Origin of the sequence: Candidatus Formimonas warabiya (assembly GCF_002777255.1) — a bacterium.
Taxonomy (GTDB): Bacteria; Bacillota; Dehalobacteriia; order Dehalobacteriales; family Dehalobacteriaceae; genus Formimonas; species Formimonas warabiya.
In genome coordinates this window covers 1,943,527-1,968,108 of sequence record NZ_CP017634.1, presented here as the reverse complement: position 1 = coordinate 1,968,108, position 24,582 = coordinate 1,943,527, and the positions used below count along the sequence as shown (strand labels likewise).

Genomic DNA, 24,582 nt, shown 5'->3' with positions numbered 1-24,582 from the left:
TAAGATGTCAAAACAATTTCCTTATTTGTCAAGTCCCATCAAGATCGGCAATATCCAGTTAAGGAACCGGGTTGTTTTTTCCGCACACCTGACGAATTTTGCGGAGCGGAATCTGCCCGGGGAGCGGCATGCCTATTATTACGGGGAACGGGCGAAAGGGGGAGCCGGTCTAATCATTACGGAAGAATTGTCGGTACATCCTTCCGATCATGCCTATGAGAAGCTGGTCGATGCCTTTTCGGCAGAAGCATTGCCGGGGTACCGCATGATCACCGGCATGGTGCATCAATACGGGGCCAGGATCTTTGCCCAGCTGAATCATAACGGCAACCAGGGCACGGGCTTGTATAACCAGCTTGCTGTGTGGGGCGCCTCCCCGGTGGCCGATCCCTTGTTTTGCGAAGTTCCCAAAGAAATAGATCAGGTGGAGATCGACGAGCTGATCCGGTTTTATGCCAAGTCCGCCCTTCTGGCCCAAGAAGGCGGCTTTGACGGGGTAGAGTTCCAGGGCTCTCATTCCTCCCTGCTGCGCCAGTTTTTGTCTCCTTATACCAATCGGCGCCGGGACGGCTATGGCGGGAGTGCCGAGGGCCGCATCCGTTTGCTCCGGGAAGTGGGGCAGGCGGTGCGGGAGGCGGTGGGACCGGATTTCTGTTTAGGCATCCGGCTGTCCGGAGAAGAATTTGTGGATCAGGGACTGACCTTAAACGACGTGGTAGACATTGCCCGCAGCATCGAGGGAATGGATCTCTTTAATTATTTGAATACCAGTGTGGGGATTGCGACCCATGCCCTTTATTTGGTAGAAGGGCCCATGTGCCTGCCTCCCGCCTATGCGGTTTACATGTCCTCCGCCATTAAGCAGGCGGTGAAGCTGCCTGTGATTACCGTGGGCCGGATCAAAGACCCTCATCAAGGGGAACAGGTGCTCCGGCAAGGGCATGCCGATCTGGTGGGCATGGTCCGGGCCCAAATCTCGGACGCCTATTTTGCCCGGAAATCCTTCAATGGGCAGGAAGAATTGATCCGGGGCTGCTTATCCTGCAACCAGGATTGCATCGGCCGGGTGGGCCTGAACCAAACCATCGGCTGTGTGCAAAACCCGGCGGTGGGCAAAGAGAAAATCTGGGGCCAGGGGATGGTGAAACCGGCTCCCAGGACCAAACAGGTTTATGTCATCGGCGGCGGACCGGCCGGAATGCAGGCCGCTCTCGCTGCTGCCCAACGGGGGCACCGGGTCAGCCTTTTTGAAAAGGACCATGAGCTGGGGGGACAGGTAAGATTCGCCAGCCGGCTGCCCTACCGGTCGGAATTTGGCGATCATATCCGCAATTTGCTCAATGAGCTGAAGACGGTTCCTGTCCAGGTGTATTTGGGGCATGAAATCAGGTCAGAAGAAGTGGCGGAGAAAAGCCCTGATGCCGTAATCGTGGCTACAGGCTCACTGCCTCAGGCCCTTCCGGTGCCGGGCTGTGATCAAAAGAATGTTCTTACCGTTTTGCAGCTTCTCACTCAGGATGTGCCTTTAGGAGAAAAGGTTTTAATTGTAGACCAATTGGGCTTTTATCAGGCTACCGGCGTGGCGGAAATGTTGGCGGACCAGGGGAAAAAGGTGGAAATTTTATCCTCCTCCCTCTATGTGGGGCAAGGGCTGGGGCGCACCCTGGATTTAGACCTGTGGTATCAGAGAGCCCGGAAAAAGCAGATTGTCCTCACCCCCAACGTATCCTTCCTCGGCGTGGACGGTGATACCGTGAAAGGGATTCATAATTATTCCGGCCAGCAGTTGCTGTGGGAGCATATCGATCATGTCGTTCTTGCCGTACCCCACCGGGCCAATGATGCCTTCTATTTTTCTCTCAAAGGGAAGGTCCGGGAGCTCTATCGCATTGGGGACTGTGTAGCTCCCCGGCGCTTAGATGCCGCCGTTTCCGAGGGGTTTAAAACCGGGAGCGCTTTATAAGGGGCTGCTAAGGAGGGCAAAGATGAGAGAGATTTTGGTGGTTGCCGAATATGACCGGAAAGATATTACGGGTTTAACCAAAGAAATGTTGGGTGTGGGAAGAAGATTTGCCCGGGAAACAGGCGCTTCTTTAACATCCCTTGTTTTAGGCGCAGGATATGACCACTTGACAGACGCCTTGGCTTCTTACGGGGCGGAGGTGGTTTATCTGGGCGCGCATGCGGATTTTAATCATTATAACGGGGAGCTGTATCTGGCCACCGTGGAGAGTTTGATCCGGAAACAGCAGCCGGAGTTTGTCTTGTGCGGGATGACGGCGAACGGGCGTGATCTGGGCACCCGTTTGGCCGCCCGGTTGAGGACGGTATTTATTGCCGGATGCGGGGATATTTCCTGGCGCGGGGCCGGGGAAGCGGCCGTGACCCGGTTCCGGTTTGACGGTTTCGGTCAGGAATTGGTAACGCTGAAAAATCCCCAAGCCGTGATTTTAGGGATTCCTCCGGACATCCAGGGCATTGAGAAGCCGGCGGCGGCAAGTCCCAGGATCGTATCCATTGACCGGGTGTGTCCTTCCCCTTTACGCGTGCACCATGTGGATACCTATGTTTCCGACCCGGGGGAAATTGATTTGGCGGAGGCGGATCTGGTGCTGGCCGGGGGCAACGGCATGGGTGACCAAGAAACCTTTGCCTTGCTCCAACAAGCGGCAGACCTGATGGGCGGGTCTCTCGGGGGATCCCGGGTGGCCCAGGATAAAGGATGGATCCCGCCGGAGCGCATGATCGGGGCCACCGGAAAAGTGCTCCGGGCCCGGGTGTACCTGGCCTGGGGTATTGAGGGAGCGGTGCAGCACAGGATGGGGATCAAGGATTGTCAAAAGGTAATCGCCGTGAATAAAAATCCCCGGGCGGAGATCATCCAGGCTGCAGACCTGGCTGTGATCGGGGACGTGCGGGAAATATTGCCCGCTTTCGTAAAACAATTAGGGGAGTATCTGCCCAAAAGGGAAGAGGGGCTGGTTGAACATGAAAGAGAAAAAGCAATTTGACGCCATTGTAGTGGGGGCAGGCCCCGCCGGCTCCACCGCCGCTCTGAAATTAGCCCGGGCCGGCCTGAAAGTGGCCCTTCTGGAGCGGGGTGAATATCCGGGGGCAAAAAATGTTTCGGGTGCCGCCCTCTATGGCATGGACTTTATGGAAAATTTAATTCCGGGTTTTTCCCAGACTGCCCCTCTGGAAAGATGTATTTCCCGTAAAATATTAGGATTTTTGACGGACACTTCTTCCTTGTTGATTGACTTTAAAAACGAGAGGGCTGCCGCCTTCCCGTTTAACGGTTTCTCCATTTTAAGGCCCAAGTTTGACCGCTGGCTGGCGGAACGGGCGGAAGAAGCCGGGGCATGCTTAATTTGCGGAACTGTCGCCACGGGTTTAATCAAAGAAAAGGGACAGATCGTGGGCGTGCATACCGACCGGGAACAAGGGGATCTCTTTGCCGATGCGGTGATCGCGGCTGACGGGGTGAATTCCTTTTTAGCCAAAGAAGCAGGTTTGCAAAGGGAATTTCACGCCCATGAGATGTCGGTGGGCGTAAAAGAAGTGATTCAGCTCTCCCCTGAGATCATCGAAGACCGCTTCCAATTAAACGGAAATGAAGGGACCGCCATGGAAACGGTGGGTGCCATTACGGGAAAAGTGAACGGGGGCGGTTTTTTATATACCAACCGGGACAGCGTTTCCCTCGGGGTGGTGGGCCAAATTTCCACCCTCATGCAATACCGGGTCCAACCTTATGCGCTTTTAGAGCTTTTCAAGAATCATCCTACCATCCGGCCTCTGATCCGGGGGGGAAGAACAAAAGAGTATGCCGCCCATATGATTCCGGAAGGGGGCTGGAAGATGTTTCCCAGGCTGTACGCCCCAGGCCTGCTGGTGACGGGGGATGCGGCCGGTTTTGTCCTGGTCACGGGCTATCTTTTGCTGGGCATCAATTTTGCCATGTTGTCCGGGGCGGCTGCCGCCGATGCGGTGACGGCGGCAGCGAAAAAAGGGGATTTTTCCAGCCCCAGCATGGCTCTTTACGAAAAATATTTAACCGATAATCAGGTCTTGCCTACTTTTAAGAAATTCAGGCATACGCCGGAGTTTGTCAGCAACCCCCATATTCAGAATGTATATCCGGAATTTGTGTGCAGTTTTATGGAGTCCTTATACCGGGTGGACCGGGGACCGGTACCGAAGCTGGCCGGCTTAGGATTAGCCGAATTGAAGAAATCCGGATTATCGGTGGGAAAAATGGTCAAGGACGTCATCCAAATCGGGAGGACCTTAGCATGATCAATGTGCAGGATAAAATCAATTTGCTCCGCTTCCGCCTGGACCGGCAAAGCCATATTACCATCGACCAGGAAAAGTGTGCCGCCTGTGCAAGCAAACCCTGCTTGTTTGCCTGTCCGGCCGGGATGTTTACTCTGGCCGAGTCGGAGGTTTTATACAGCCATGAGGGATGTCTGGAATGCGGCACTTGTTATGTGATCTGTCCCGGGAAAAGTATTACCTGGCATTATCCCAAAGGGGGCTGCGGGGTAAGCTTCCGGGAGGCTTAGAAAAGGCAAGGAGTGGTTGGGATGGACATCGTGGTGTGTTTAAAACAAGTAGCCGACCCTGGTTCGGTAGAAATCGATCCTGGCACAGGGCGGGTTGAGGAAAAGCGTTCCGTTTATGTGACGCATCCAGCCGATCTTTCTGCCCTGGAAGCGGCTTTGGCCCTGAAAGAGCAGCTGGGAGGCCGGGTTTCCGTGCTTAGCCTGGGTCCGGCCCGGACCGAGAGAAGTTTAAGAGAAGCATGGGCTATGGGGGCCGATCAGGTCTTGCGCATTTGGGAAGATGACTGGGAAAATGTATGCGCCCCTCATTTTGTCGCCTTTGCTTTGGCCTATTTTATTAAAAAAATGCCCTGTGATTTAGTCCTGTGCGGGGACGGCGGAGGAAATTTTCACGCTTCGGAAGTCCCGGCCTGGCTGGCGGAATATTTGCACCTGCCTTTTATCACAGGTGTCGTGGCTTTACATAGGGAAGAAAAATTACAGACAATGACCGTGAAAAGAAAGCTGGAAAAAGGAAAAAGACAGGTGCTGCGCTGTGAGCTGCCTGCCCTGCTGGCCCTGTCAGAATCTTTCAGTCAGCCCCGGCGGTGGGCGATGCCGGATCTTCTGGCGGTGATGCAGGCTGAGATTCCTGTCGCCCCCTTGCTTTTAGGAACGGTAGCCCGCATGATTCCCCCCCATGTGTCCCGGGACATGATTTATCAGGTCCGGCCCCTGAGGCCGCCGGCCCAGAGCATCGATAGCCCCGATTGCTCCTTGCCCGGGGCGGAGCGGATCAACCGTGTGGTATCCGGGGGAATGTCCGGGAAGAAGTCGGAGTTGGTCCAGGGATCTCCTGAGCAGGCGGCCCGGGCGATGGTGGCGTTTTTGGAAGCAGCGGATCTCATCACAAAGCGAAGCCAGGAAAACTAGGAGGGGCGGAGGCAAAATATGAGCGCAATTTATTATCAATTGTCCCCTGACATCAAGGTGCGCCAAGAGTCATTTGGCTTGTTGTTTTACAATACCCGGAATACCAACCTTACTTTTATCAAAAGCGGCAGCTTGATCCGGGTCGAGACGCTGGAAAAAGAAAGTCCGGACTCAGACTATCTGGACAGGGATGGAGAGACCAATCAAAAAATTCAAGGTATTCTGCATCACTTAGTGAAAAGGGGGCTTCTCCGTGCAGAGACAAAATCTTCATGAAAAACGGCTTTCAGCTCCCGTCAATGTCACCTGGGAGATTACCCATCAATGCAATCTATCCTGCGTGCACTGCCTTTCCGCTCATCAAAGGGCGGCGGGGGCGCCGGATCTGACCTTAAAACAGTGCCGCCATTTTATGGACGACCTGGCCCGGATCAGGGTTTTCCAGGTAAACCTGGGCGGCGGCGAGCCCTTTTTGCGGGAGGATATCCTTGATATTCTGGACTATGCCCACCAAAAAGGAATTGTCACCTGTGTCAGCACCAACGGGACCATGGTGGATGAGGCCTTGGCCCAAAGGCTGTCTCAAATGGCCCTGCTTTATATTCAGGTTAGTTTGGATGGGGCGACACGGGAAACAAACGACCGGATCAGAGGAAAAGGAAGCTTTGACGCAGCTGTTTCCGGGATCGAAAACCTGAACAAATATCATTTTCCCCATTTGAGCATCAATACCGTGGTCACGGCCAAGAACTTCCGGGAGATCAAAGAGATGTATTTACTGGGAAAGTTCTACCGGGCGAAAACCAGGCTCTCCCGGTTCCGACCCTCGGGCAGTGCCAAGGAGGTTTGGCAAGAGTACCATCTTACCAAAGAACAAACCCGGGAACTGGCCGATATTTTAAGCAAACACAAGGACGTGCTGACCGGTGATTCCTTTTTTTCCATTACGGCGGCAGACCGGAAGCATTTGGGCCTGAATATGTGCGGGGCGGCAAAAATGACCTGCAGCGTGGCCCCGGACGGCAGTGTTTATCCCTGTGCCTTTCTCCAGGAGCCAGAGTTTTTTTCGGGCCATATCCTGGAACAATCTTTACAGGAAATCTGGCTAGAGGCAACCGTATTTAACAGGATCAGAAATCTGCGCGGAGAATCCTGCCAAAATTGTGCCCGCTTTGATTTTTGTCACGGGGGCTGTCCGGCGGTTGCTTTCTTCCTGAAGAAAGCATTGGATTACCCGGATCCGGCCTGTATCTGTAATGTGTGATTAACGGAAGGGGGTGGGGAGATGTTTCCCTTTGTTTTCAAATTAGCCCGCGGCATCACTCTGATGGAAAAAGATGATCGCTATTTCATCACATCCCAAACGCCCATCCGTTACTTGCGCTTGAATCAGCAGCTTTACGAAATCATCAAGATGATCAGCGCGGGAGCGAGCCTGGATGGGATCACCGGCCCCAAAACCTGGCCGGAGCAGAAAAAAATTGTGGAAGTGATCTTTACCCTGGTCGCCAAAGGATTTCTGGAGCTGAGCAGCCAGGATGGGGATCAGGAGCAGGATCCCGGCCTCCCCGCCGTTACGGTTATTATCCCGGTGAGAAACCGGCCGGAGGATATCCGGGATTGCCTGAGCTCTCTGGGCAACCTGGACTATCCGAAAGAGAAGCTGGAAATCATCGTGGTGGATGATGCCTCTACCGATGATACGGCCGGAGTGATCCGGGAATTCGGCGTAAAGCTTGTTTCTCATGATGTTTGTAAAGGGCCGGGAGCATGCCGGAACCGGGGCGGGGAAGCCGCCTCCGGGGAGATTCTGGCTTTCCTGGACAGCGATTGTACCGTGAGCCCTTCTTGGCTGAAGGAGATGGTCCGTTTTTTTAGTTTACCCGGGATTGGGGCCATGGGCGGTTTTGTCGCCGGCTATTATCAATCCAGTGCCGTAGACCGGTATGAAGATGCTTTTTCTTCCCTGAACATGGGCAAACGGGTGCTTTTTGAAAGCAATGCCGCATCCATGTTTTATGTGCCTACGTGCAATTTTTTGGTGCGGCGGGAGGTATTTCGAGAAATTCAGGGATTCCAGCCCCAGATGCAGGTGGGGGAAGACGTGGATTTTTGCTGGAGGCTTAGGAATGCCGGCCATCACCTGTTGTATGTTCCCACCGGCGTGGTATTTCATAAACACCGGAATCTTTTCCGGAAAATGTTAAAACGCCGCTTTGATTATGGCACGTCGGAGCCGGATCTCTATCGCCGGCACGGGGAAAAGAAAAAGATTCTTCCCTGCCCCTTGTATCAAGGGATTTCCCTGATCCTGGTTTTCGGGGCCCTTTTGTCCCGGTCTGTTTTACCCCTGGGTTTGATCCCGGTTTTGTTCTATCTGGATTTCAGGAAAAAGAAAAAAGCCGTCGATGCTTATCTGCTTCCTTTTCATACGCGCAGCATCATCCTTTCCACCATCCGGAGCACCTTTTCTTTCTGGTATTATTGTTGTTTTTATTTGATCCGCTATTACTTCATTGTCCTGGTTTTATTGACGGCTATTTTTCCGGTTTTCGGTACTTTTCTTCTTTTTGCCGTCCTCATGGCTACTCTGGTGGACTATTTTTTAAAAAAACCCCGGCTTTCTTTTTTCCCATTTGCCGGCATTTATCTCTTGGAACATACCTTTTACCAGTGCGGGGTATTTTACGGTTGCTTCAAAAGGCATTATTTTCGCTCTTTGCTGCCGGATATTATGATTAGTTAGCACTGTATTGGTAAGACTCTTTTAACCCGAAGGTCAAGATGTAGTGAAAGTGGGAAAGGAGGTGTTGCGGGAAGGGGAAGGCTAATTCTTTCGTTCCTTTGGTGTCAAGAGGGATCGCGGGATCCCAATTAATCTAAAGAAAGAAGGGAATTACATGGAAGTTGAGCAGAAAAGTATCGAGTATATTACGGAAGACCAGCGGCACGGGAAAGTGAGCAGTTTGGTGACGATCTGGTTCGGCATGAATATGATTGTTTTGGCCGTCACCATGGGAACCCTGGCTTCTACTCTGGGATTGAATTTAGCGTGGAGTCTTTTGGCCATCATCCTGGGAAACTGCTTCGGCGCCCTGTTTATGGCTTTCCATTCCGCTCAGGGACCTCAATTAGGCATTCCTCAGATGATTCAAAGCCGGGCCCAGTTTGGGGTCATCGGTGCGGTGATCCCCCTCGTTCTTGTCATTATCATGTATCTTGGCTATTTTGCCAGTAATTCATTTCTTGCCGGGCAAACGCTGGGGTTTATCCATGTACCTATTACTCCTGCCATTATTATAGCGAATATTGTCACCCTGATCGTTTGTATTTACGGCTATGACGTGATTCATTTTGTGGAAAAATGGGTATCGATTCTTTTTGTGATTGTTTTCGCCATCGTCACCTATTTTGCTTTAAGAATCCCTCTTCCTGAGGGCAGTTTGACTCTGGGACCGGTCGATATGGGCATGTTTCTCCTCGCGGTAAGTATTTATGCCACCTGGCAAATCACCTATGCCCCCTATGTAGCGGATTATTCCCGCTATTTGCCCAGCAAGACCAAAGTATCGGCCACCTTTTGGGCCACTTATGGGGGTACGGTGACAGGAGCGGTATGGATGATGGTGATCGGCGCGATTTTAGCTGCTAAAATTCCCGGTTTTATCGACAATCCCCCCGCCGGGATCGGCGAAATCTGGGGATTGCCTTTGAAATCCATTGTTTTTATTACCATGATCTTAGGGATTATGTTTGGCAACTCCATGAATCTCTACGGTGCCTTCATGTCCCTGATCACCACAGTAGAGCCTTTTACAAAAGTAAAGGGGACGAGAAAAAACCGTATTATCTTTGTCACGGCCATCTGTCTCATCGGTACGGCCATTGCCATATGGGGATCCGGCAATTTCCTGACGATCTATACCAACTTCCTGGCCCTTTTGCTGTTTTTCATGATTCCCTGGACGGCAATCAATCTGGTCGACTTTTACTTTCTGAAACACGGCCACTATAATATTGACGCCATCTTCGATCCGGACGGCGAATACGGCCGCTATAACTGGAGAACTTTATTTACATATTTTATCACGGTAGTCGTGGAAATCCCTTTCATCAACACCGCCTGGTATCAGGGACCGTTTTCCAAAGCGCTGGGCGGGGCTGACATTGCCTGGATTGTGGGGGGGATTTTTTCCGCCGTGCTCTATTACTTCCTGGGGGTGCGGGCTAATCAAAGTATTCCTTCCCGTACCAATGTAAAAGCCCGATAGGAACCAAGTCAGAACCGCAAGCAGGGACAAGCCTTTCTTGCGGTTCTGTTATCCCCGGCACCCAGATCCGAAAAGCCCTTTGGGCTTTTGGACGTCAGCCAATGACGCCAATGCAATCGGGAGGGAAATAACAGCATACCCGGCTGTTTTTGGCCAGATTCAGTTTATCAAAAAGGTCATCATTGACCTTTACAAAAACCACATCGTCTGCCGGTCCGGAGGTTTTCTTCAGGTAAAGGGTATGGCTGTCGATATGGGAAATGATATTGGTGACGGTGCCCTCTAAAATATTTTCCTCCGGCAGGTGCTTTTCCTCCGGATCAAAAACCTGGATATGGTGGGGGCGAATAAAAAAATGGATGGTTTTACCCGGGGTAAAAGGGGAAGAAGGGGTCAGGAAAAATGTTCCCCAGGATGTGTTTACCCCGGTTTTTTCCATTTCCTCCTGTTTTGCAATGGTCCCGGAAAAAATATTCTTAGCCCGGGTTAATTCGGCTACGGCGATATTTGCCGGAGCGTTGATAATATTCCACTTATTGTCCGATTGCATGATGCGGCCCATTTCGATGATGGTGATATGATCGCTCATGCTATAGGCTTCGTTTAAATCGTGGGTGACGATAATGGCAGGGATGTTCTTAGCTTCCAGAATATCGAGAAGCTCCGCCCGCAGACTGCTTTTTACCGCACTATCTAAAGCAGAAAAGGGTTCATCCAGCAGAATCAGTTGGGGGTCGGTAGCCAGGGTGCGGGCCAAAGCGACACGCTGCTGCTGGCCTCCGGATATTTCTCCGGGCTTTTTTTTCTCCTGGCCATGCAGCTGCATCATCTGGATCAGCTTGGTTCTTTTTTCTTGCTGCTCTTCTTTTGGAAGATGCCTAATGCCGTAGACAATGTTTTCTGCCACATTGAGATGAGGGAAAAGGGCATAATTCTGAAATAAATAGCCGATCCTTCTTTTTTGAGGGGGGACGTTGATGCCCTCTCGGCTGCTGAAAAGGACGGTATCATGAAGAGAAATCTCCCCCTGGTCGGGGGCCAGTAATCCGGAAATAGATTTTAATGTGACGCTCTTTCCTGATCCGGAAGGCCCGAACAAAGCGGTGACTCCGGAGGAAACGGTAAAACCCACATCTAGTTGAAAACCGGCAAATTTTTTTTGGATTTGAACATGCAGCATGATCCACCTCAGTATTTTTGTTCGACCGTGTTCAGGACAATGATAATGATAATGGCCGTTAAAGTCATCACCAGAACCAGCACATTGGCTTGACCGGTGTTCCCGGCAATGACGGCATCGTAAATGGCAATGGGCATGGTTTGTGTTTTCCCGGGGATGTTGCCGGCCACCATCATGGTGGTGCCGAAATCTCCCAGGGCCCGGGCAAAGGCCAGAACGACTCCGGCCATCAGTCCCTTCCAGGCTAAGGGAATGGTAACGGTAAAGAAAATGCTTAATTCTGAGCGTCCCAGGGTGCGGGCCGCGTTTTCCATATTAGGGTCAATGGCGGCAAAGGCAGCCTTAGCAGACCTGACCAGCAAAGGAAAGGAGGTAAAAAATGCCGCGATGACGGCCGCCTGCCAGGTAAAAACTAGATTAATGCCAAACTGGTTCTCCAGAAGTTTACCGAGGGGGCTTTGCCGGCCGATGGCTACGAGCAGGTAATAGCCTAAAACCGTGGGCGGCAGCACCAGGGGCAGTGTAAAAAGGGAGTCCAGAATGCTTTTTCCTTTAAATTTGGCCCGGGCCAGGACAAAGCCGATGGGCGTGCCGATTAAAATGATGAAAAAGGTAGCCAGTGTGGACACTTTTAGAGAAAGTAGTAAAGGACGAAAATCCAAATCAGTCATCATTCACCTCAAGTTTTTACGTGATGCGTCGGGCATCTGGATTAGAAGGAACAAGGCGGCTATGTGGCAAAATATTTCTCAAAGAGGGATTGAATCGCTTCTTCACATTCTTGGCGGAAAGAGAGATATTTTTTCATTAATTCTTTTGCCCCGTCTGTCAGTTGAGAACCGCCTCCGCCATAACCGCCGGCCTGACTATGGACCAAAGGAAAGCCCAGCCTTTTTTCAATGCTTTTAATTAAATTATAGGCCTGGCTGTAGGACATTTTCATCTCCTTGGCAGAGGTATTTAAAGAACCGGTATCTTCTATCCCTTTCAATAAGCGGTAGGGGCCCTCCCCGAAAACCTTTCCGTCCTTGTCCAACCATATTTTATACTTAAGACGCAACATTTTATCACCACCCCGCTGTATCATCATGTGAACCGTATGGTTACATTTTAAACCTAAATCGCTTTTTAGGCCAGCAAGAGTTGTGTAGTCGTTCCCTGATAGAAACGGGGGGCCGAATCCCGAAAAAAGCCCCGAAGGGCTTTTTTAAGGGATAGATAGGTATTCATGTTTCTGATATTTCTGTTCTTGGGGACCGGATTTTGCCCATGGGATGATTCCCCTCAATACCGGTACCCGGATCCCGAAAGCCCTTACGCTTTTTATGGGATCTCATAGCCAAAATTCTTCATGATCTTCTGGCCGTCGGCACTTGTGACAAAATTGGCAAATTTTACGGCGGATTCATGATTCTCGCTGGCTTTTACCACACCTAAGGCCTGGACGATGGGTTTGTATAATTGATTCCAGGCTTTATATTCATAATACTTTTGGTCGCTTCCGTAGACCAGGGATTTGGCGACAATAGCCGCATCGGCATTGCCGGTTTTTACATATGTAAGGGTTTCATCAATATTTTTGGCAAAAACAACTTTGTCCTTGATTTTATCCCAGATGCCGGCCGCTACTAAGGCGTCCTGGGCCGCTTTTCCGTATGGAGCGGTTTCTGGATTGGCAATGGCAATGATTTTCACATCTTTGTTTTTTAAATCCCCCAGATATTTGACCTGGAACTTGGCGCTTTTGCTTGGGACCAAAACAATGCTGCCTTGGGCATAATTTTTTACGCTGTCCTTGTCAATGAGATCTTCACCGGCCAGCCCGGTAATGGACTTGGTGTCGGCTGCTGCGAACAGGTCAACCGGCGCCCCGTTTTTCACCTGTTGGGTTAATTCTCCCGTCGACCCAAAGACAAAGGTTACATCGATGCCGGTCTTGGCTGTAAAGGCTTTACCCATTTCGCTAAATGAGTTTTTCAGGTTGGCGGCGGCTGCCACGGTAATGCTGGATTTTTGATCTGCCGCCAGGCTAACGGCATAAAAGGTGAAAAAAACAAGAGCAGTGAGGAGGAAAAGAGAAATGATCTTACGATTTTTGCACATCTTTTTAATACCCCTTTCATAAAAATTTAGTTAGGACTTTCGTTATATTGAAAACAACATAACTAGGTCAAAAAAATAACGAAATTTTGGTTAACTACGTTTATTTAACTCGGTAACCAAATCGTTATTTTAATTTTAGTATAGCCATTATTCTTCCATCTGTAAAGATCTTTCATCTTTATCTGAGAAATATTATCATGGACTGGTAGGAAGGGAAAGTGTTTAAATGAGCAGACAAGATTTTCCTTTACAGAAATAATGGATAGTGCTATTCTTGTGATAGTATAACGAATGAGTTTTTTAGGGGTTTTTATGTGTGATCCTGCAAATAGCAGGTATTTTTTGACATTGCGTTATATATTGTCGAACATAACGGAAAAAGGAGGAAGTGTTATTAATAATATTTTTCTAACAGGAAAAATCCAGATGGGAAAAAGCACGCTGATTAATAGAATCCTGGCCGGTTTTCCCGGCAAAGTTGCCGGATTCAGAACCCTGCCCTATGTCGAAAATGGTCAGATCAACGGGTTTTATATCGAGAGCATCTCGGAAAAGCCAAGGCCGAAAGAATTGGCTTTTATTGCCCGGTGCAGGGATAACGATCATTGGGAAGCCTTTCCTTTAATTTTTGAACAGCTGGGTACCTCCATTCTCAAAAATAGCCTGGCCCAAGAACCTGATTTGATTATCCTGGATGAATTGGGCTTTTTTGAGCGCAACGCTATGCAGTTTCATATTCAGGTATTTGAGGTGTTGAATTCCCCCATCCCGGTACTAGGTGTGCTGAAACAATATGACGATAAATTTCTGAATGCGATCCGGCGCAGGGAAGATGTGGAACTGATCACGATTACGGAAAGAAACCGGGAAGAGATGTTTCAAATACTGGAAAAAAGGTTGGAAGAGGTGATGTCTTCTGTTGGTTTGGACGGAAAAAAGCCTGGCGTGGTTTGACCGGGCGGCGGCCAGGACTAGTTTTTACCAGCAGATTGTTCAGCAATGTTCCGGGCTTTTGGCTCCGGAAACACGGGTTTTTGATCTGGGATGCGGGGCAGGCTTTTTAAGCATGGCATTGGCTCCTGCGGTACAACGGGTCGCCGCGGTGGATATCAACCCCAGGGCGATTGCCTTTCTGAGAGAAAAATGTCAGGAGAAAAACCTGTCCAATGTCACCTGCCAAGTGGCCGACTGGCACCGGTGGGAGCCGGAGCAACCGGCCGATGTGGTTTTCCTCTGTTATTGCGACGGCCTGTTCAGTCAAATGGAAAAGCTGCGCACCCTGGTCAAAAAGTATCTGGTGGTTGTTTTGCCCGTTATAAAAAATAATTTTCATTTGGAGGAATTCTATCCCCTTCCCACGCAACATCCGAACAGGGAGACCATCCCCAGGGTCAAAGCGTTCTTGGAAAAGGAGCAAATCTCTTTTCAGATCATGCCATTATCTTGCGAGTTCGGCCAACCTTTTTCCAGCATAGGAGAGTACGAAGAGTTTTTACATTTTTATTACCGGATCCCAAGAACCTCCATTCCACCTGCCTATACGGCCCAATATTTGCATCCAAGCAACGGGGGATATTACCTTTCCAACTTCAAAGAAAGCGGCATCCTGATCATGAAATCTGATGACCTGCACAAAGGGACATGGGTGGGCTAGTATCTGTTCTTTTTAAAGGTGGTGGAGAAAAATGGGTGTTTTCCAAAGATTTCTTAATCGATTTTCCCTTTACGATTTAATCATCATCGCCATGATGGCCGCTCTGGGAATAGCAACGAAACCGGTGATTGTTCCTTTAGCCCATCTCGTCACCGGTCCCCTTCTGATTCCTAGCGGAGCTGTAGCCGGGGGATTTTATATGATGTGGCTTGTCCTGGGCGCCGGTCTAACCGGCAAGCGGGGGGCAGCCACCCTGGTGGCCCTGGTTCAGGCTATTTTGGTGATGGCCACCGGCATTGTAGGTTCTCACGGGGTATTAAGCCTGGTCACCTATACGGTGCCGGGCATCATGGCCGATTTGGGACTTTTGCTGACGGGCCACCGGGTTTGTTGTTTCCCGTGCGCTTTTGGGGCGGGGATGCTGGCCAATATGGGGGGGACTTTCATGGTGAACTTTGTTTATTTTCGCTTGCCCTGGATTCCTCTCGTCTTGAGTCTGAGTGCGGCCGCTCTTTCCGGCGGCCTGGGCGGCATGCTTGCTTTTCAGATCTGCCGGCAGCTACGAAGGTTTCAGAATGGGGCCCAATCAAGCCCGTTGGGTCCAAAAGAATAACACGGAGGGGGAAGCGCCTGTGGAGGCTGTTGTCGTGCAGGGACTAACTTACCGGTATGGTCCGGTTGGGCCGGACGTTTTAAAAGATGTGAATTTCCGGGTGGGTCAGGGAGAAATGGTGGCCGTGACGGGGATGAGCGGTTGCGGCAAGAGTACCCTTTGCTTCTGTTTAAACGGGATTATTCCCCACAGCCGGGGCGGGATCATGTCCGGCAAAGTATTCGTCCGGGGCAAAGATACCGGGGCGCATCCGGTGGCCCGCCTCGCCCTGGAAGTGGGACTGGTTTTTCAGGACCCGGATACCCAGCTTTTTTCCCCTACGGTGGAGGAAGAAATTGCTTTTGCCCTGGAAAATATCTGCTTGCCCCCTGGCCAGATCCGGCAGCGCATCGATGAGGTCCTGGACTTTCTGGGTATCCAGGATTTACGGCAGGCCAATCCCTACCATTTGTCCGGGGGAGAAAAGCATTTGATTGCCCTGGCGGCCCTTTTGGCCCTGGATCCCCCTATCCTCCTTCTGGACGAAGTGATGTCCGGCCTGGATGGGGCCGGAAAGCAGAAAGTAAGGGAAGCCCTGGAAAAATTACACCGCCGGGGAAAAACCGTTATTGTGGTAGAGCATGACCTGGAGACAATTGCTTTTACCGACCGGCTGCTGGTACTGAAGCAGGGGACGGTGGCCCGTGATGACCGGACGGAAAAGGTGCTGGCCGACGGCCCGTTTCTTACCGCCTGCCGTTTGAAGCTGGGGGATGAGGAAAGTCTGGTGGGGGAGGATGGCCATGGCTTTTTTGAAATTGAATGAGGTAAGTTTCTCTTATCCCCGGCAGGATAGGCCGGTCTTGTCCGGCATTGATCTGGCTTTGGAGCAAGAAGGAATTGCGGCGCTGGTGGGGCCCAATGGCAGCGGAAAAACAACGCTGACCAAACTGATGGTAGGCATTTTGTCACCCAGTGCTGGAGAAGTGTATTTGGAGGAGCGGTCTTTACGGAATTTTTCCCTGGCCCAGATCGGGCGCCGTATCGGCTATATTTTTCAGAACCCGGATCACCAGTTGTTTTGCAGCACGGTGGCGGAGGAAATCGGTTTCGGGTTAAAGCACCGGGGCTGGCCCCTGGATGCGATCACGGAAAGGGTGAAATTTTTGCTGGATTATTTTGAATTGACGCCTTACCGCAAGGCTTTTCCCCTGCATCTAAGCCGGGGGGAAAAACAGCGGGTGGCGATGGCGGCCGTGCTGGCCCCTGAACCGGCTTTTTTAATCCTGGATGAGCCCACGGTGGGATTGGACCTTTACCGGAAGAAACTGCTGGGAGATTATCTGAAAAAAATTGCCCGCCTAGGGCGGGGCACCCTGGTTGTCAGCCATGACCACAGCTTTGTGCAAAATACGGCAGACCGGGTGGTCGTTTTGGAAAGAGGCCGGATCCAGGGATGCGAAAAAACAAAGGGGCAGGAAACGAGATGAAAATGGACCCCCGGACGAAACTGGTGATCATGGCTTGTATTACCACATTGGCGTTGATTTATGATAAACCGGGGCAACTGTTTTTGCTTTTGGCCGGAACCGTGCTGATCTTAACGCTGATGCAGATAAATATCTTAAGACTTTGGGGGATGTTCAAGTCCTTCTTGCCTCTGGTTTTCATCCTCTTTCTGGTGCAATTGATTTTTTCTCCCGGAGGCAGGGTTCTCCAGGCCGCAGGTCCGGTTCCTCTGGTTACTTCAGGAGGACTGGCCGCCGGAACCGGGGTGATCCTCCGGCTGGGGGTGGTGGTCGCTAGTGCCTCCCTTTTCCTTACTACCGGATCCCGGGACTTTATCCTGGGCCTGGTTCAATGGAAGGTGCCTTATGAAATTGCCTTTATGGTATCTGTAGCCATGCGTTTTTTGCCTATTTTCCGGGATGAAATCGGCAACGTCACCACCGCAGTTCAGTTGCGGGGAATCGAGCTGAAAAAAGTGGCCTGGCCGGAAAAAATGGGCTTGTGCCGCTGCTTGTTTTTTCCCGTGGTATATGGGGCGGTGCTGAAGGCGCAGCAATTGGCGGTCGCCATGGAGGCACGGTGTTTTCGGGTTTATCCCCGCCGTACTTATCTCAGGCACTTGACCTTTCACCTTACCGATTATGTTTTGATGCTGTTTTTCTTTATCATCACCCTGGTGCTGGTTGGGCTGCATTTTTGATAAAGCGGGGATGTATCCGGGAAGGGGGGGATGGAAAAAACCGAGAGAATGATGTCTTGATGCCGGTTCCTAATGGGGTCTGATAACGATGGGGGTAAATATCTATGGTGCTGGAGGCAAAAAGGATAGGAAAAGAAAATAAGATCCTGGTTTTGGGGGTTTTTCTGTTAATTCTGGTCATTGGGGTATTTTCCTATTTAAACCGCAATCCGGAAGATCTGAAAGAAGGACAGATTTTATTTAAGGCCGGCAACACCAAATTGTCGGTTATGACCGTTGACGATCTGAAGAAATTGCCGTCTGTAGAGAAAAAAATGACGGTGCGGACTTCCCGGGGCGATGAAGAACACCTTTATACCATGACCCCGCTGCGGGGGGTATTGGAAGCCATTGATCCGAAGCTTACGGAAGAATATGAAAAAATCATTGCCCGGGGGATTGACGGCTATACATCGGGGGTGACCATGTCTGAGGTTTTAGAACCGGATAATGTGTATCTGGCTTATCTGGATCAGGGCCGGCCCTTGCCGGCGCAAAAGGTTGGGGCGGGGACGGAATCAGTGCAGGTCATTATTTGCCGGGATCAATTTGGACAGCGTTTTGTCAAGTTTTTGGTGAGCATGGAAGTTGAAAATTAAACCGGAGGATAGCTGTTCATTTAGGGCAGTAGAAGCAAGGGAGGCGAAGGATACGAAAGGGAATAAAAGCAGATATTTCGCTCTCAGGATGTTCATGTTTTCTTTCTGGATGTTGATGCTTGTACTGTTTGCACCGTCTCCGGCGGCTTGGGCGGATGAGGCCTTGAAGGTTCAGGTAGTCATCGGGGGTGAAACGACTACAGTTGCCGCTTACAACAATACGGAGCTCAGCGCCATGCCCCAAACCCGGTTGCGTTACTCATCTTTGGATGCCACATCCTCTCCGGTGGTGATTATAGCGGAAGGGGTTACCATGGAAACCCTGCTCGCATCATTGGGCATTACCGCCGGTGATGTCAGGGAAATGCAACTGGAATCATCCGATGGCTGGAAGCGCAGCTTTTCTGCCGATACGTATTTGCACACGACCAGATACTACTATGCCCATATTGTGGATGGCTATGATACGGCGTCAACCAATCCTCCGGAGTTCGCGTTGGATACGGATACAGTCAAACAGAGTGTGGCACCGATGCTGGCTTTAAAAAGCTATGAAGGGCGTTTTGAATCTTCTCCTGACTTAGGAAGCCTGACAACTTCCCACGGTGTTCGTTTCTGTTTCGGCCAAACCGCCATTACAGACGCCGTGATGCTCAACTATGGAAAACAGATCAAGCAGGTAACTTTCGTGCTGAAAGATAGCACTGCCTACATCCCGCCTGCGGAAAGCGCCGGCAGCGGAGACGGTTCAAAACCGGAAGCCAACCCCGGCGTGAAGGAAGAAATAGAAAACGATGGCCTGATGGCCGACACTTTGACCATTACCGTGGGCTATTATGGCGGAACCTACTATACCAAAAAAGTATTTTCCCTTGCCGACCTGCAGGCCATGGATCAGGTCAGGCAGGTGTACAGCTATATCGACAACATGCCTGCGGTTTGTTTGGACAGCGCCGTGGGCGTCCGCTTAACCGATATTATGGAAGAGGCGGGAATTGATACCAATTCCATTCAGAGCTTTCATTTCTATTGTACTGATGTAGCGCGCACCTGGTATCTCAGTGTGAATAAAGATTATCTTTTCGACACCCTGCGCTATTATTACCCCAACCTGCCCCGGTGCTGGGATTATGATGAAGCGGAAGCAACAGCCGGCGCTGCTGAAGGTGCTGTTCCGGTGGAGACAATCATCGCCTTGCAAGATAACTGGCGCAGATTTGCCACGGAAGAGAATTTTGATCAACTTACGGATAGCACCCGCTTTCGCCTGGTATTCGGACAAACCGATGTGAAAACGCCGACCTCATCCCGGTCCGCAAAATGGGTGCATACCATTGCGGTAACTCTGGGCGGGACACCGCCGGCTGGTATTACCCTGGACGCTTCTGCCCTGGAGCTTGAGGTGGGCAGTGAATACCAGCTGAAGGCAACGCTGAAAATGGCAGATCATACCACAGACCAACGCATTACCTGGAGCAGCAGTGATCCTGATCGTGTCTCTGTAGATGGCAGGGGGCGAATCAGGGTGCTGGCGGATGAAGAAGCCACAGTAACCGCTACCACGGTGCTGGGGGGATTGACTGCTTCGGTCGTGATTAACGGCAAAGGGGGTGAGGCAGGCCAGAATGATGAAAGGACGGCTGCAGCAAGCGATGAAAAGGCTGCTCACACAAGTGATGAAAGGGCTGCTGCCACAAACGGTGAAACAAAACGGGGCGGTTCAGTTTATCAAATCATCGACGACGTAACGGGTCAGCCAAATTCAGCAAGTAAAGGAGGTGTGCAAAACTGGCGTGTTTATAGTATGTCTGAGTCTGCTACTGCTCTTGCCAAGATCGCGCAGCAGCCCAATCCGCTCGTTTTTCCCGCTGTGATCATGGCTGTTTTGTTGCTTTTATCCGGGGTGTTGGCTCAGACAATATACTATCTTAGACAGCTGTAGAAAGAAGGAGTAGAAAAATGGTTTTAGGCATGCAACTTACGGATCTGTTACGGGCTCTTTCATCCGGACTTAAAATACCGGTTATTGCCATATTGCTGCTGTTGGCCGCGGCTACTATAATCATGCTTGGCACCCTTATTGCCGAGCTGTTTACAGAACGAATGCGCCGTAAAGTGAACCTGCCCCGCCTGGTTGAGGAAATCAGAAACCGGGACCTGGAGAGTACGGATATCATCAAAAATAGCGGATTGCTTAAACTTCAGCGGCAGGTTCTGCTGGAAATTGTATCCCATCCGGAATTAACCGCCAACATGCGGGAGGCTTTGGCCCGTAAACTGCTTTATCAAGAGCAAGCCCGCTATAATTGCATCACGAAAATTACTGATTTGGTGGCAAGACTGGGGCCAATGCTCGGTTTGCTGGGTACCCTCATTCCCCTCGGTCCCGGCCTGATTGCCTTGGGGCAGGGTGACACATATACCTTGTCCACATCATTGCTTACTGCCTTTGATACTACCGTTGCGGGCTTGTCCGTTGCCGCAGTTTCTTATGTCATCTCCACAATCCGCAAGTCCTGGTATGAAAACGACATGACGACAACAGAATCTATCGCGGCATGCTTATTGGAAAGAGAGAGTGGGTTTGAATGAAAAATCTCAGGATCAGCCCTTTGCGTGATCGAAAAAATGATGGGGACCAAAATCCCATGGATAGCCTTGCCAATCTGGCTGATTTGATGCTGGTGTTTGCTTGCGGGCTCATGCTTTCCATTGTGGCGAATTGGAATGTGGATTTGGGCCGGGGCAAAAATCTGGTTGGCCTGGATCAGGGGGCGGAAATTAAAGAGCTGGACGGCCTGGATGAAAATACCGGCAGCCTGGAAAGCGCAGCCGGCTATGAAGAGATGGGTATTGTCTATAAAGACCCCCAAACGGGGAAGTTGTATATGGTAACAAAATAATGATTTGGGGAGGGAGAAAAGATGAGAAGAAACAAGAACCGGATTCTTTGGGTGTTTATGACCGTGGTTCTGCTAATTGGGCTATTTAGTATCTCCGCACTTGCTGTTGATCCGGTGGATCCTTCGGACACTCTGGATGTTTATCTGAAGACAAGTGCGGGAACAACGCTCTTGCACACCTATGAATTATCCGAGATGGAGGATCTGGCCAAGGGGGAAGATGTTGAGTATTCCTCAATTGACAATATGCCGGCCACGGTATATACGATTGCCAGCGGTGTGTATGTGGAAGACCTTTTGGATGATGTCCAGCAATACACAGAGATGGATATCTGGGACTTTTCCAAGCTGAGGTTCAAAGCAACCGACGGCGCTACAGGTAATTTTACTTATGACGATCTTTTTGAGGACCGCTACTATTATCCCGGCCTCCATGAAGACGGGCATGGGCTTAACGAGGATCAGGAAATAGACTACGAGGTGGGAGAAGGTAGCCTCGTACAGCCGATGCTGGCCATCGAGGCCTGGCAGACCAGAAAGCCTATGCCGGGCGAATACCGGGACCCTTACGAACCGGAACGCTATACCATATTATTCGGCATGAGCGAAAAAGAGCTGGAAAAGGTTAAAAAACGAACATCAGATTATAAAAGAGGTATTAATGAGCTTACCATCGATATGGGGGACGTTGCCCCGCCTACAGACGGAGAAGTTCCCGTGGCGGGAATTGATCTGGACAGATCCGCGGCGACGATTTCAGTAGGAAAAATGCTTCAACTCAACGCAACCATTGAGCCAGATAATGCAACCAACCAAGGCATCACCTGGACAACAAGCGATGTCTCGGTAGCAACTGTTTCTTCCTCCGGTCTTGTCACCGGTTTGACGGCAGGTACGGCGACCATCACCGCCACCGCTGACGGCGATACCTCTAAAAGCGAAACCTGTACCATCACGGTTTCCGAACAAAGTAATTCCGGCGGTAATTCCGGAAATGATTCTGAAAGTATTTCCGTAAGTAAAATCGTTCTCAGCAAAAGCGAGCTGACCCTTGCCGTAGGAAAGGAAAGGACGCTTACGGCAACGGTATCCCCCTCTAATGCCGACGACCGTGATGTTTCCTGGAAAAGCAGCGATGCCGGCATCGCCAAAGTGGATCAGGATGGTGTGGTCAAAGGAATCAAGGAAGGTAGCGCCACCATCACCGCCACTGCAGGCGGGCGCTCCGCTACCTGCAAGGTGACGGTGGTCGACGCGGATGTGGCGGTAAATGGGGTTAAGCTGAACGATAGCAACTTAACGCTGAGCAAAGGAAATACCTACCAGCTTAAGGCGGCTGTCAGCCCCGATACGGCGACCAATACCACCGTTTTTTGGAGCAGTGATGCCCCCGGCGTTGTTTCAGTGGATACGGAAGGCCTTGTGAGCGCCAAAAATATCGGCAGTGCCGTCATCAGCGTGATGACGGAGGACGGCAGCTTCACCGCCCGGTGTCAAATCACCGTCAGTGATACGGCACCCTCTTTCAGTGATATTGCAAACAACTGGGCCAAGAAGGATATCGAATCCATGATCGGCCTTAACTTTATCACCGGCTACGACGACGGTACCTTTAGGCCGAACAACACCATTACCCGGGCCGAGTTCCTGAGTATTTTAATACGGGTATTGGAAAAGACGCAGAATATCCAGCTCCAAAGCGACAATACCTTTACCGATACAGCCGGCCATTGGGCCAAGGATTATATCTCCACCGCCGTAAAGCTCAACATCACCACCGGCTACGATGACGCCAAATTTGGCCCCAACGATAAGATTACCCGGGAACAGATTGCCGTAATGCTGGCCGCGGCCGCCAGTTATGATCAAAATCAACCGGCCGCCACTTTTAACGACAGCCCTTTGATTGCCGAATGGGCGGTTCCGGCTGTTTCCTACGCTGTCAACGAAGGGATTTTTACCGGTTATAAAGACGGCAGCTTCGGCCCGAAAAAGAATGCCACCAGAGCAGAAGTTTCCGCTCTCATGATGCGCTTTTATGAAAAAATGAATCAAACGAAGGACTAGGACGATGAAAGCAAATTTTAAGGAGGTGAAAAAATGAGACAGATAAGGAAATGGACCCAATTTTTCGTGATGGTTGCCTTGATCATGACCATGCTGAGCGTATTTGCCCTGGCAGACACCGACCTTGGCATCACAGGTCCATGCCATGTTGTGCTGTCGCCCACGGACAGTATTGAGGAAATGGCGGTAACCTGGTGGGATCAGTCCGATATTACCGGGGCATCGGTTCAATACAGTACAACAATTGGCTTTTCCAACATCCCGGGGGCTGCCATATCCACAGCCGAGGCTGTCATAACCAGGTCGGACGCCGTCAGCGGCTATACATCTTTTGAAGCAAGGATGACCGACCTGTCACCTGATACCATCTATTATTACAGAGTGGGGCAGGGTGGAGCCTGGAGCGGGGAATACCACTTTACTACGCCCGCCTCCGACCCGGAGGAGACCTCATTTATGTATTTGGGGGATATCCAGTACGCCACCGCCGCCACGGCACCGGAGGATTATCAAGCCTGGGGAAACTTTGCGCAGGGAGCCTATCAGGCATTCCCCGGCCTGAATTTCGTCCTCCTGGGCGGTGACATGGTGCAAAACGGCATGAAGGCGGATAATTGGCAAATGTTTCTTGCCCAGGCGACTAACGTTTTTTCCCAGCTGCCCATGCTGGCCGTGCCCGGCAATCATGAAAGCAATTCCGCTTCCACGGGCAAGCCGGAGATGTTTCTTGATTTTTTGGCTATGCCCCTCAATGGTCCATCCGGCTTTAAGGAAGAATTTTATTCCTATGATTACGGCAACTGCCATATCGTCGGCTTGAGCAGCAGCATTTTTATGAATGAACAGTTACTCAAGGGCGGTATGACCGAGGAGGATTTTGACAGAATTGCTGATTGGCTTGAGGAGGATCTGGCAAATAGTGACGCCAAATGGAAAATCGTGGTGATGCACCATCCGGCCTATGCCGTGGTCAGCGATCCCACTGCCGCGGAAGTCTTGGAAAACTGGGCGCCGATCTTTGTCGAGGCTCAGGTTGACCTGGTTTTTTGCGGGCATCAGCATATCTACATGCGCACCAAGCCTATCCAAGGCGTTACCTATGTCATGGGGAATTCCGGCAGCAAGCACTATGCCCCCGCAGATGTGCCCTATTCCCAGGTCATGATCGAAGACACCAGCACCTACCAGATCGTCACCGCCGAGGAGGATTCTTTGACGATGAATACATATGACGCTGCGGGCGATATCCTGGACACGGTTACGTTACTGCCCAAGGACCGCACTATCCCCTGGGAGGACCCCATTTTGGGTGATGTCGACGGTGATGGTGATATCACCGAGACGGATGTTGGGCTGATTATTAATGCCATACTAAATTGTCTACCCTATGACAGTGGGATGGATATCAACATTGATGGGCAAGTAGATATCTGCGATGCGCACAAGCTGGCTTTATCTGCTGAAGAATAGAAGGAGAGGAGGCGT

General features: G+C 50.9%; 25 protein-coding genes. 21 read left to right on the top strand and 4 right to left on the bottom strand.

The genetic code is table 11. The features are described from left to right. Positions 1–4 precede the first annotated feature (4 nt). From DCMF_RS09235 to DCMF_RS09195, 9 genes are all read left to right on the top strand, one after another. Entirely contained in the window at positions 5–1,963 is a 1,959-nt protein-coding gene (locus DCMF_RS09235; protein ID WP_148134164.1) for a mycofactocin system FadH/OYE family oxidoreductase 2, read from the top strand. Between the two features lie 22 nt (positions 1,964–1,985). Beyond that, positions 1,986–3,011 carry an electron transfer flavoprotein subunit alpha/FixB family protein gene (locus DCMF_RS09230; RefSeq protein WP_214659217.1) on the top strand — a complete coding sequence of 342 codons (1,026 nt, stop codon included), beginning with the start codon at positions 1,986–1,988 and terminating at the stop codon, positions 3,009–3,011. After that, positions 2,989–4,299: an FAD-dependent oxidoreductase gene (locus DCMF_RS09225; RefSeq protein WP_148134162.1), complete on the top strand. Its 1,311-nt coding sequence runs from the start codon at positions 2,989–2,991 to the stop codon at positions 4,297–4,299. The genes DCMF_RS09230 and DCMF_RS09225 overlap by 23 nt, the downstream gene beginning before the upstream one ends. Next, on the top strand, positions 4,296–4,568 hold the full coding sequence (locus tag DCMF_RS09220; RefSeq protein ID WP_148134161.1) for a ferredoxin family protein: 273 nt from the start codon (positions 4,296–4,298) through the stop codon (positions 4,566–4,568). Before DCMF_RS09225 ends, DCMF_RS09220 begins: the two co-directional genes overlap by 4 nt. A 21-nt stretch (positions 4,569–4,589) precedes the next feature. After that, positions 4,590–5,480 carry an electron transfer flavoprotein subunit beta/FixA family protein gene (locus tag DCMF_RS09215; protein WP_148134160.1) on the top strand — a complete coding sequence of 297 codons (891 nt, stop codon included), beginning with the start codon at positions 4,590–4,592 and terminating at the stop codon, positions 5,478–5,480. Positions 5,481–5,498: 18 nt separating this feature from the next. Then, the gene (gene mftB, locus DCMF_RS09210) at positions 5,499–5,756 is read left to right on the top strand and encodes a mycofactocin biosynthesis chaperone MftB (RefSeq protein ID WP_148134159.1); all 258 of its coding nucleotides are present in this window, start codon (positions 5,499–5,501) and stop codon (positions 5,754–5,756) included. Further along, positions 5,734–6,744: a mycofactocin radical SAM maturase gene (mftC, locus tag DCMF_RS09205; RefSeq protein ID WP_148134158.1), complete on the top strand. Its 1,011-nt coding sequence runs from the start codon at positions 5,734–5,736 to the stop codon at positions 6,742–6,744. Before mftB ends, mftC begins: the two co-directional genes overlap by 23 nt. Before the next feature lie 21 nt (positions 6,745–6,765). Continuing rightward, the gene (gene mftF, locus DCMF_RS09200; protein WP_148134157.1) at positions 6,766–8,226 is read left to right on the top strand and encodes a mycofactocin biosynthesis glycosyltransferase MftF; all 1,461 of its coding nucleotides are present in this window, start codon (positions 6,766–6,768) and stop codon (positions 8,224–8,226) included. Positions 8,227–8,380: 154 nt separating this feature from the next. Further along, a complete protein-coding gene (locus DCMF_RS09195) occupies positions 8,381–9,751 on the top strand; it encodes a purine-cytosine permease family protein (protein ID WP_148134156.1) in 1,371 nt (456 codons plus the stop codon). A gap of 94 nt (positions 9,752–9,845) precedes the next feature. Here DCMF_RS09195 and DCMF_RS09190 read toward each other — a convergent pair whose 3' ends face one another. From DCMF_RS09190 to modA, 4 genes are all read right to left on the bottom strand, one after another. Beyond that, positions 9,846–10,931 (bottom strand): sulfate/molybdate ABC transporter ATP-binding protein, encoded by a 1,086-nt coding sequence (locus DCMF_RS09190; RefSeq protein ID WP_148134155.1) that lies wholly within the window; start codon positions 10,929–10,931, stop codon positions 9,846–9,848. Between the two features lie 8 nt (positions 10,932–10,939). Then, the gene (modB, locus tag DCMF_RS09185; RefSeq protein WP_335582401.1) at positions 10,940–11,605 is read right to left on the bottom strand and encodes a molybdate ABC transporter permease subunit; all 666 of its coding nucleotides are present in this window, start codon (positions 11,603–11,605) and stop codon (positions 10,940–10,942) included. Positions 11,606–11,661: 56 nt separating this feature from the next. Then, the gene (locus DCMF_RS09180) at positions 11,662–11,994 is read right to left on the bottom strand and encodes a winged helix-turn-helix domain-containing protein (RefSeq protein ID WP_148134154.1); all 333 of its coding nucleotides are present in this window, start codon (positions 11,992–11,994) and stop codon (positions 11,662–11,664) included. 260 nt (positions 11,995–12,254) lie between these two features. Beyond that, positions 12,255–13,034, bottom strand: coding sequence for a molybdate ABC transporter substrate-binding protein (gene modA, locus DCMF_RS09175; protein WP_148134153.1), 780 nt, complete (start codon positions 13,032–13,034; stop codon positions 12,255–12,257). 291 nt (positions 13,035–13,325) lie between these two features. Between modA and DCMF_RS09170 the strand changes: the two genes are divergently transcribed. The 12 genes from DCMF_RS09170 to DCMF_RS09115 all read left to right on the top strand — a co-directional run bounded on the left by DCMF_RS09170 (position 13,326) and on the right by DCMF_RS09115 (position 24,567). Then, positions 13,326–13,988 (top strand): nucleoside-triphosphatase, encoded by a 663-nt coding sequence (locus tag DCMF_RS09170; protein WP_148134152.1) that lies wholly within the window; start codon positions 13,326–13,328, stop codon positions 13,986–13,988. Further along, positions 13,954–14,688: a class I SAM-dependent methyltransferase gene (locus DCMF_RS09165; protein WP_214659215.1), complete on the top strand. Its 735-nt coding sequence runs from the start codon at positions 13,954–13,956 to the stop codon at positions 14,686–14,688. The genes DCMF_RS09170 and DCMF_RS09165 overlap by 35 nt, the downstream gene beginning before the upstream one ends. 31 nt (positions 14,689–14,719) lie before the next feature. Beyond that, positions 14,720–15,301 carry an ECF transporter S component gene (locus DCMF_RS09160; RefSeq protein ID WP_148134150.1) on the top strand — a complete coding sequence of 194 codons (582 nt, stop codon included), beginning with the start codon at positions 14,720–14,722 and terminating at the stop codon, positions 15,299–15,301. Continuing rightward, positions 15,264–16,106, top strand: a complete 843-nt coding sequence (locus tag DCMF_RS09155) for an energy-coupling factor ABC transporter ATP-binding protein (protein ID WP_236860226.1) — start codon at positions 15,264–15,266, stop codon at positions 16,104–16,106. Before DCMF_RS09160 ends, DCMF_RS09155 begins: the two co-directional genes overlap by 38 nt. Next, entirely contained in the window at positions 16,084–16,770 is a 687-nt protein-coding gene (locus tag DCMF_RS09150; RefSeq protein ID WP_148134148.1) for an energy-coupling factor ABC transporter ATP-binding protein, read from the top strand. Before DCMF_RS09155 ends, DCMF_RS09150 begins: the two co-directional genes overlap by 23 nt. Then, a complete protein-coding gene (locus tag DCMF_RS09145) occupies positions 16,737–17,489 on the top strand; it encodes an energy-coupling factor transporter transmembrane component T family protein (protein ID WP_236860225.1) in 753 nt (250 codons plus the stop codon). The genes DCMF_RS09150 and DCMF_RS09145 overlap by 34 nt, the downstream gene beginning before the upstream one ends. A gap of 104 nt (positions 17,490–17,593) precedes the next feature. Next, positions 17,594–18,127 (top strand): molybdopterin-binding protein, encoded by a 534-nt coding sequence (locus DCMF_RS09140; RefSeq protein WP_148134147.1) that lies wholly within the window; start codon positions 17,594–17,596, stop codon positions 18,125–18,127. Next, positions 18,117–20,069 (top strand): Ig-like domain-containing protein, encoded by a 1,953-nt coding sequence (locus tag DCMF_RS09135; protein ID WP_214659214.1) that lies wholly within the window; start codon positions 18,117–18,119, stop codon positions 20,067–20,069. The genes DCMF_RS09140 and DCMF_RS09135 overlap by 11 nt, the downstream gene beginning before the upstream one ends. Positions 20,070–20,086: 17 nt before the next feature. Continuing rightward, complete coding sequence (locus DCMF_RS09130; RefSeq protein ID WP_148134145.1) at positions 20,087–20,719, top strand: MotA/TolQ/ExbB proton channel family protein; 633 nt, start codon at positions 20,087–20,089, stop codon at positions 20,717–20,719. Next, entirely contained in the window at positions 20,716–21,030 is a 315-nt protein-coding gene (locus DCMF_RS09125) for a DUF2149 domain-containing protein (protein WP_148134144.1), read from the top strand. The genes DCMF_RS09130 and DCMF_RS09125 overlap by 4 nt, the downstream gene beginning before the upstream one ends. A gap of 21 nt (positions 21,031–21,051) precedes the next feature. Further along, positions 21,052–23,097 carry an Ig-like domain-containing protein gene (locus DCMF_RS09120; protein ID WP_148134143.1) on the top strand — a complete coding sequence of 682 codons (2,046 nt, stop codon included), beginning with the start codon at positions 21,052–21,054 and terminating at the stop codon, positions 23,095–23,097. A gap of 33 nt (positions 23,098–23,130) precedes the next feature. Then, positions 23,131–24,567 (top strand): fibronectin type III domain-containing protein, encoded by a 1,437-nt coding sequence (locus DCMF_RS09115; protein WP_148134142.1) that lies wholly within the window; start codon positions 23,131–23,133, stop codon positions 24,565–24,567. Positions 24,568–24,582: the final 15 nt, after the last annotated feature.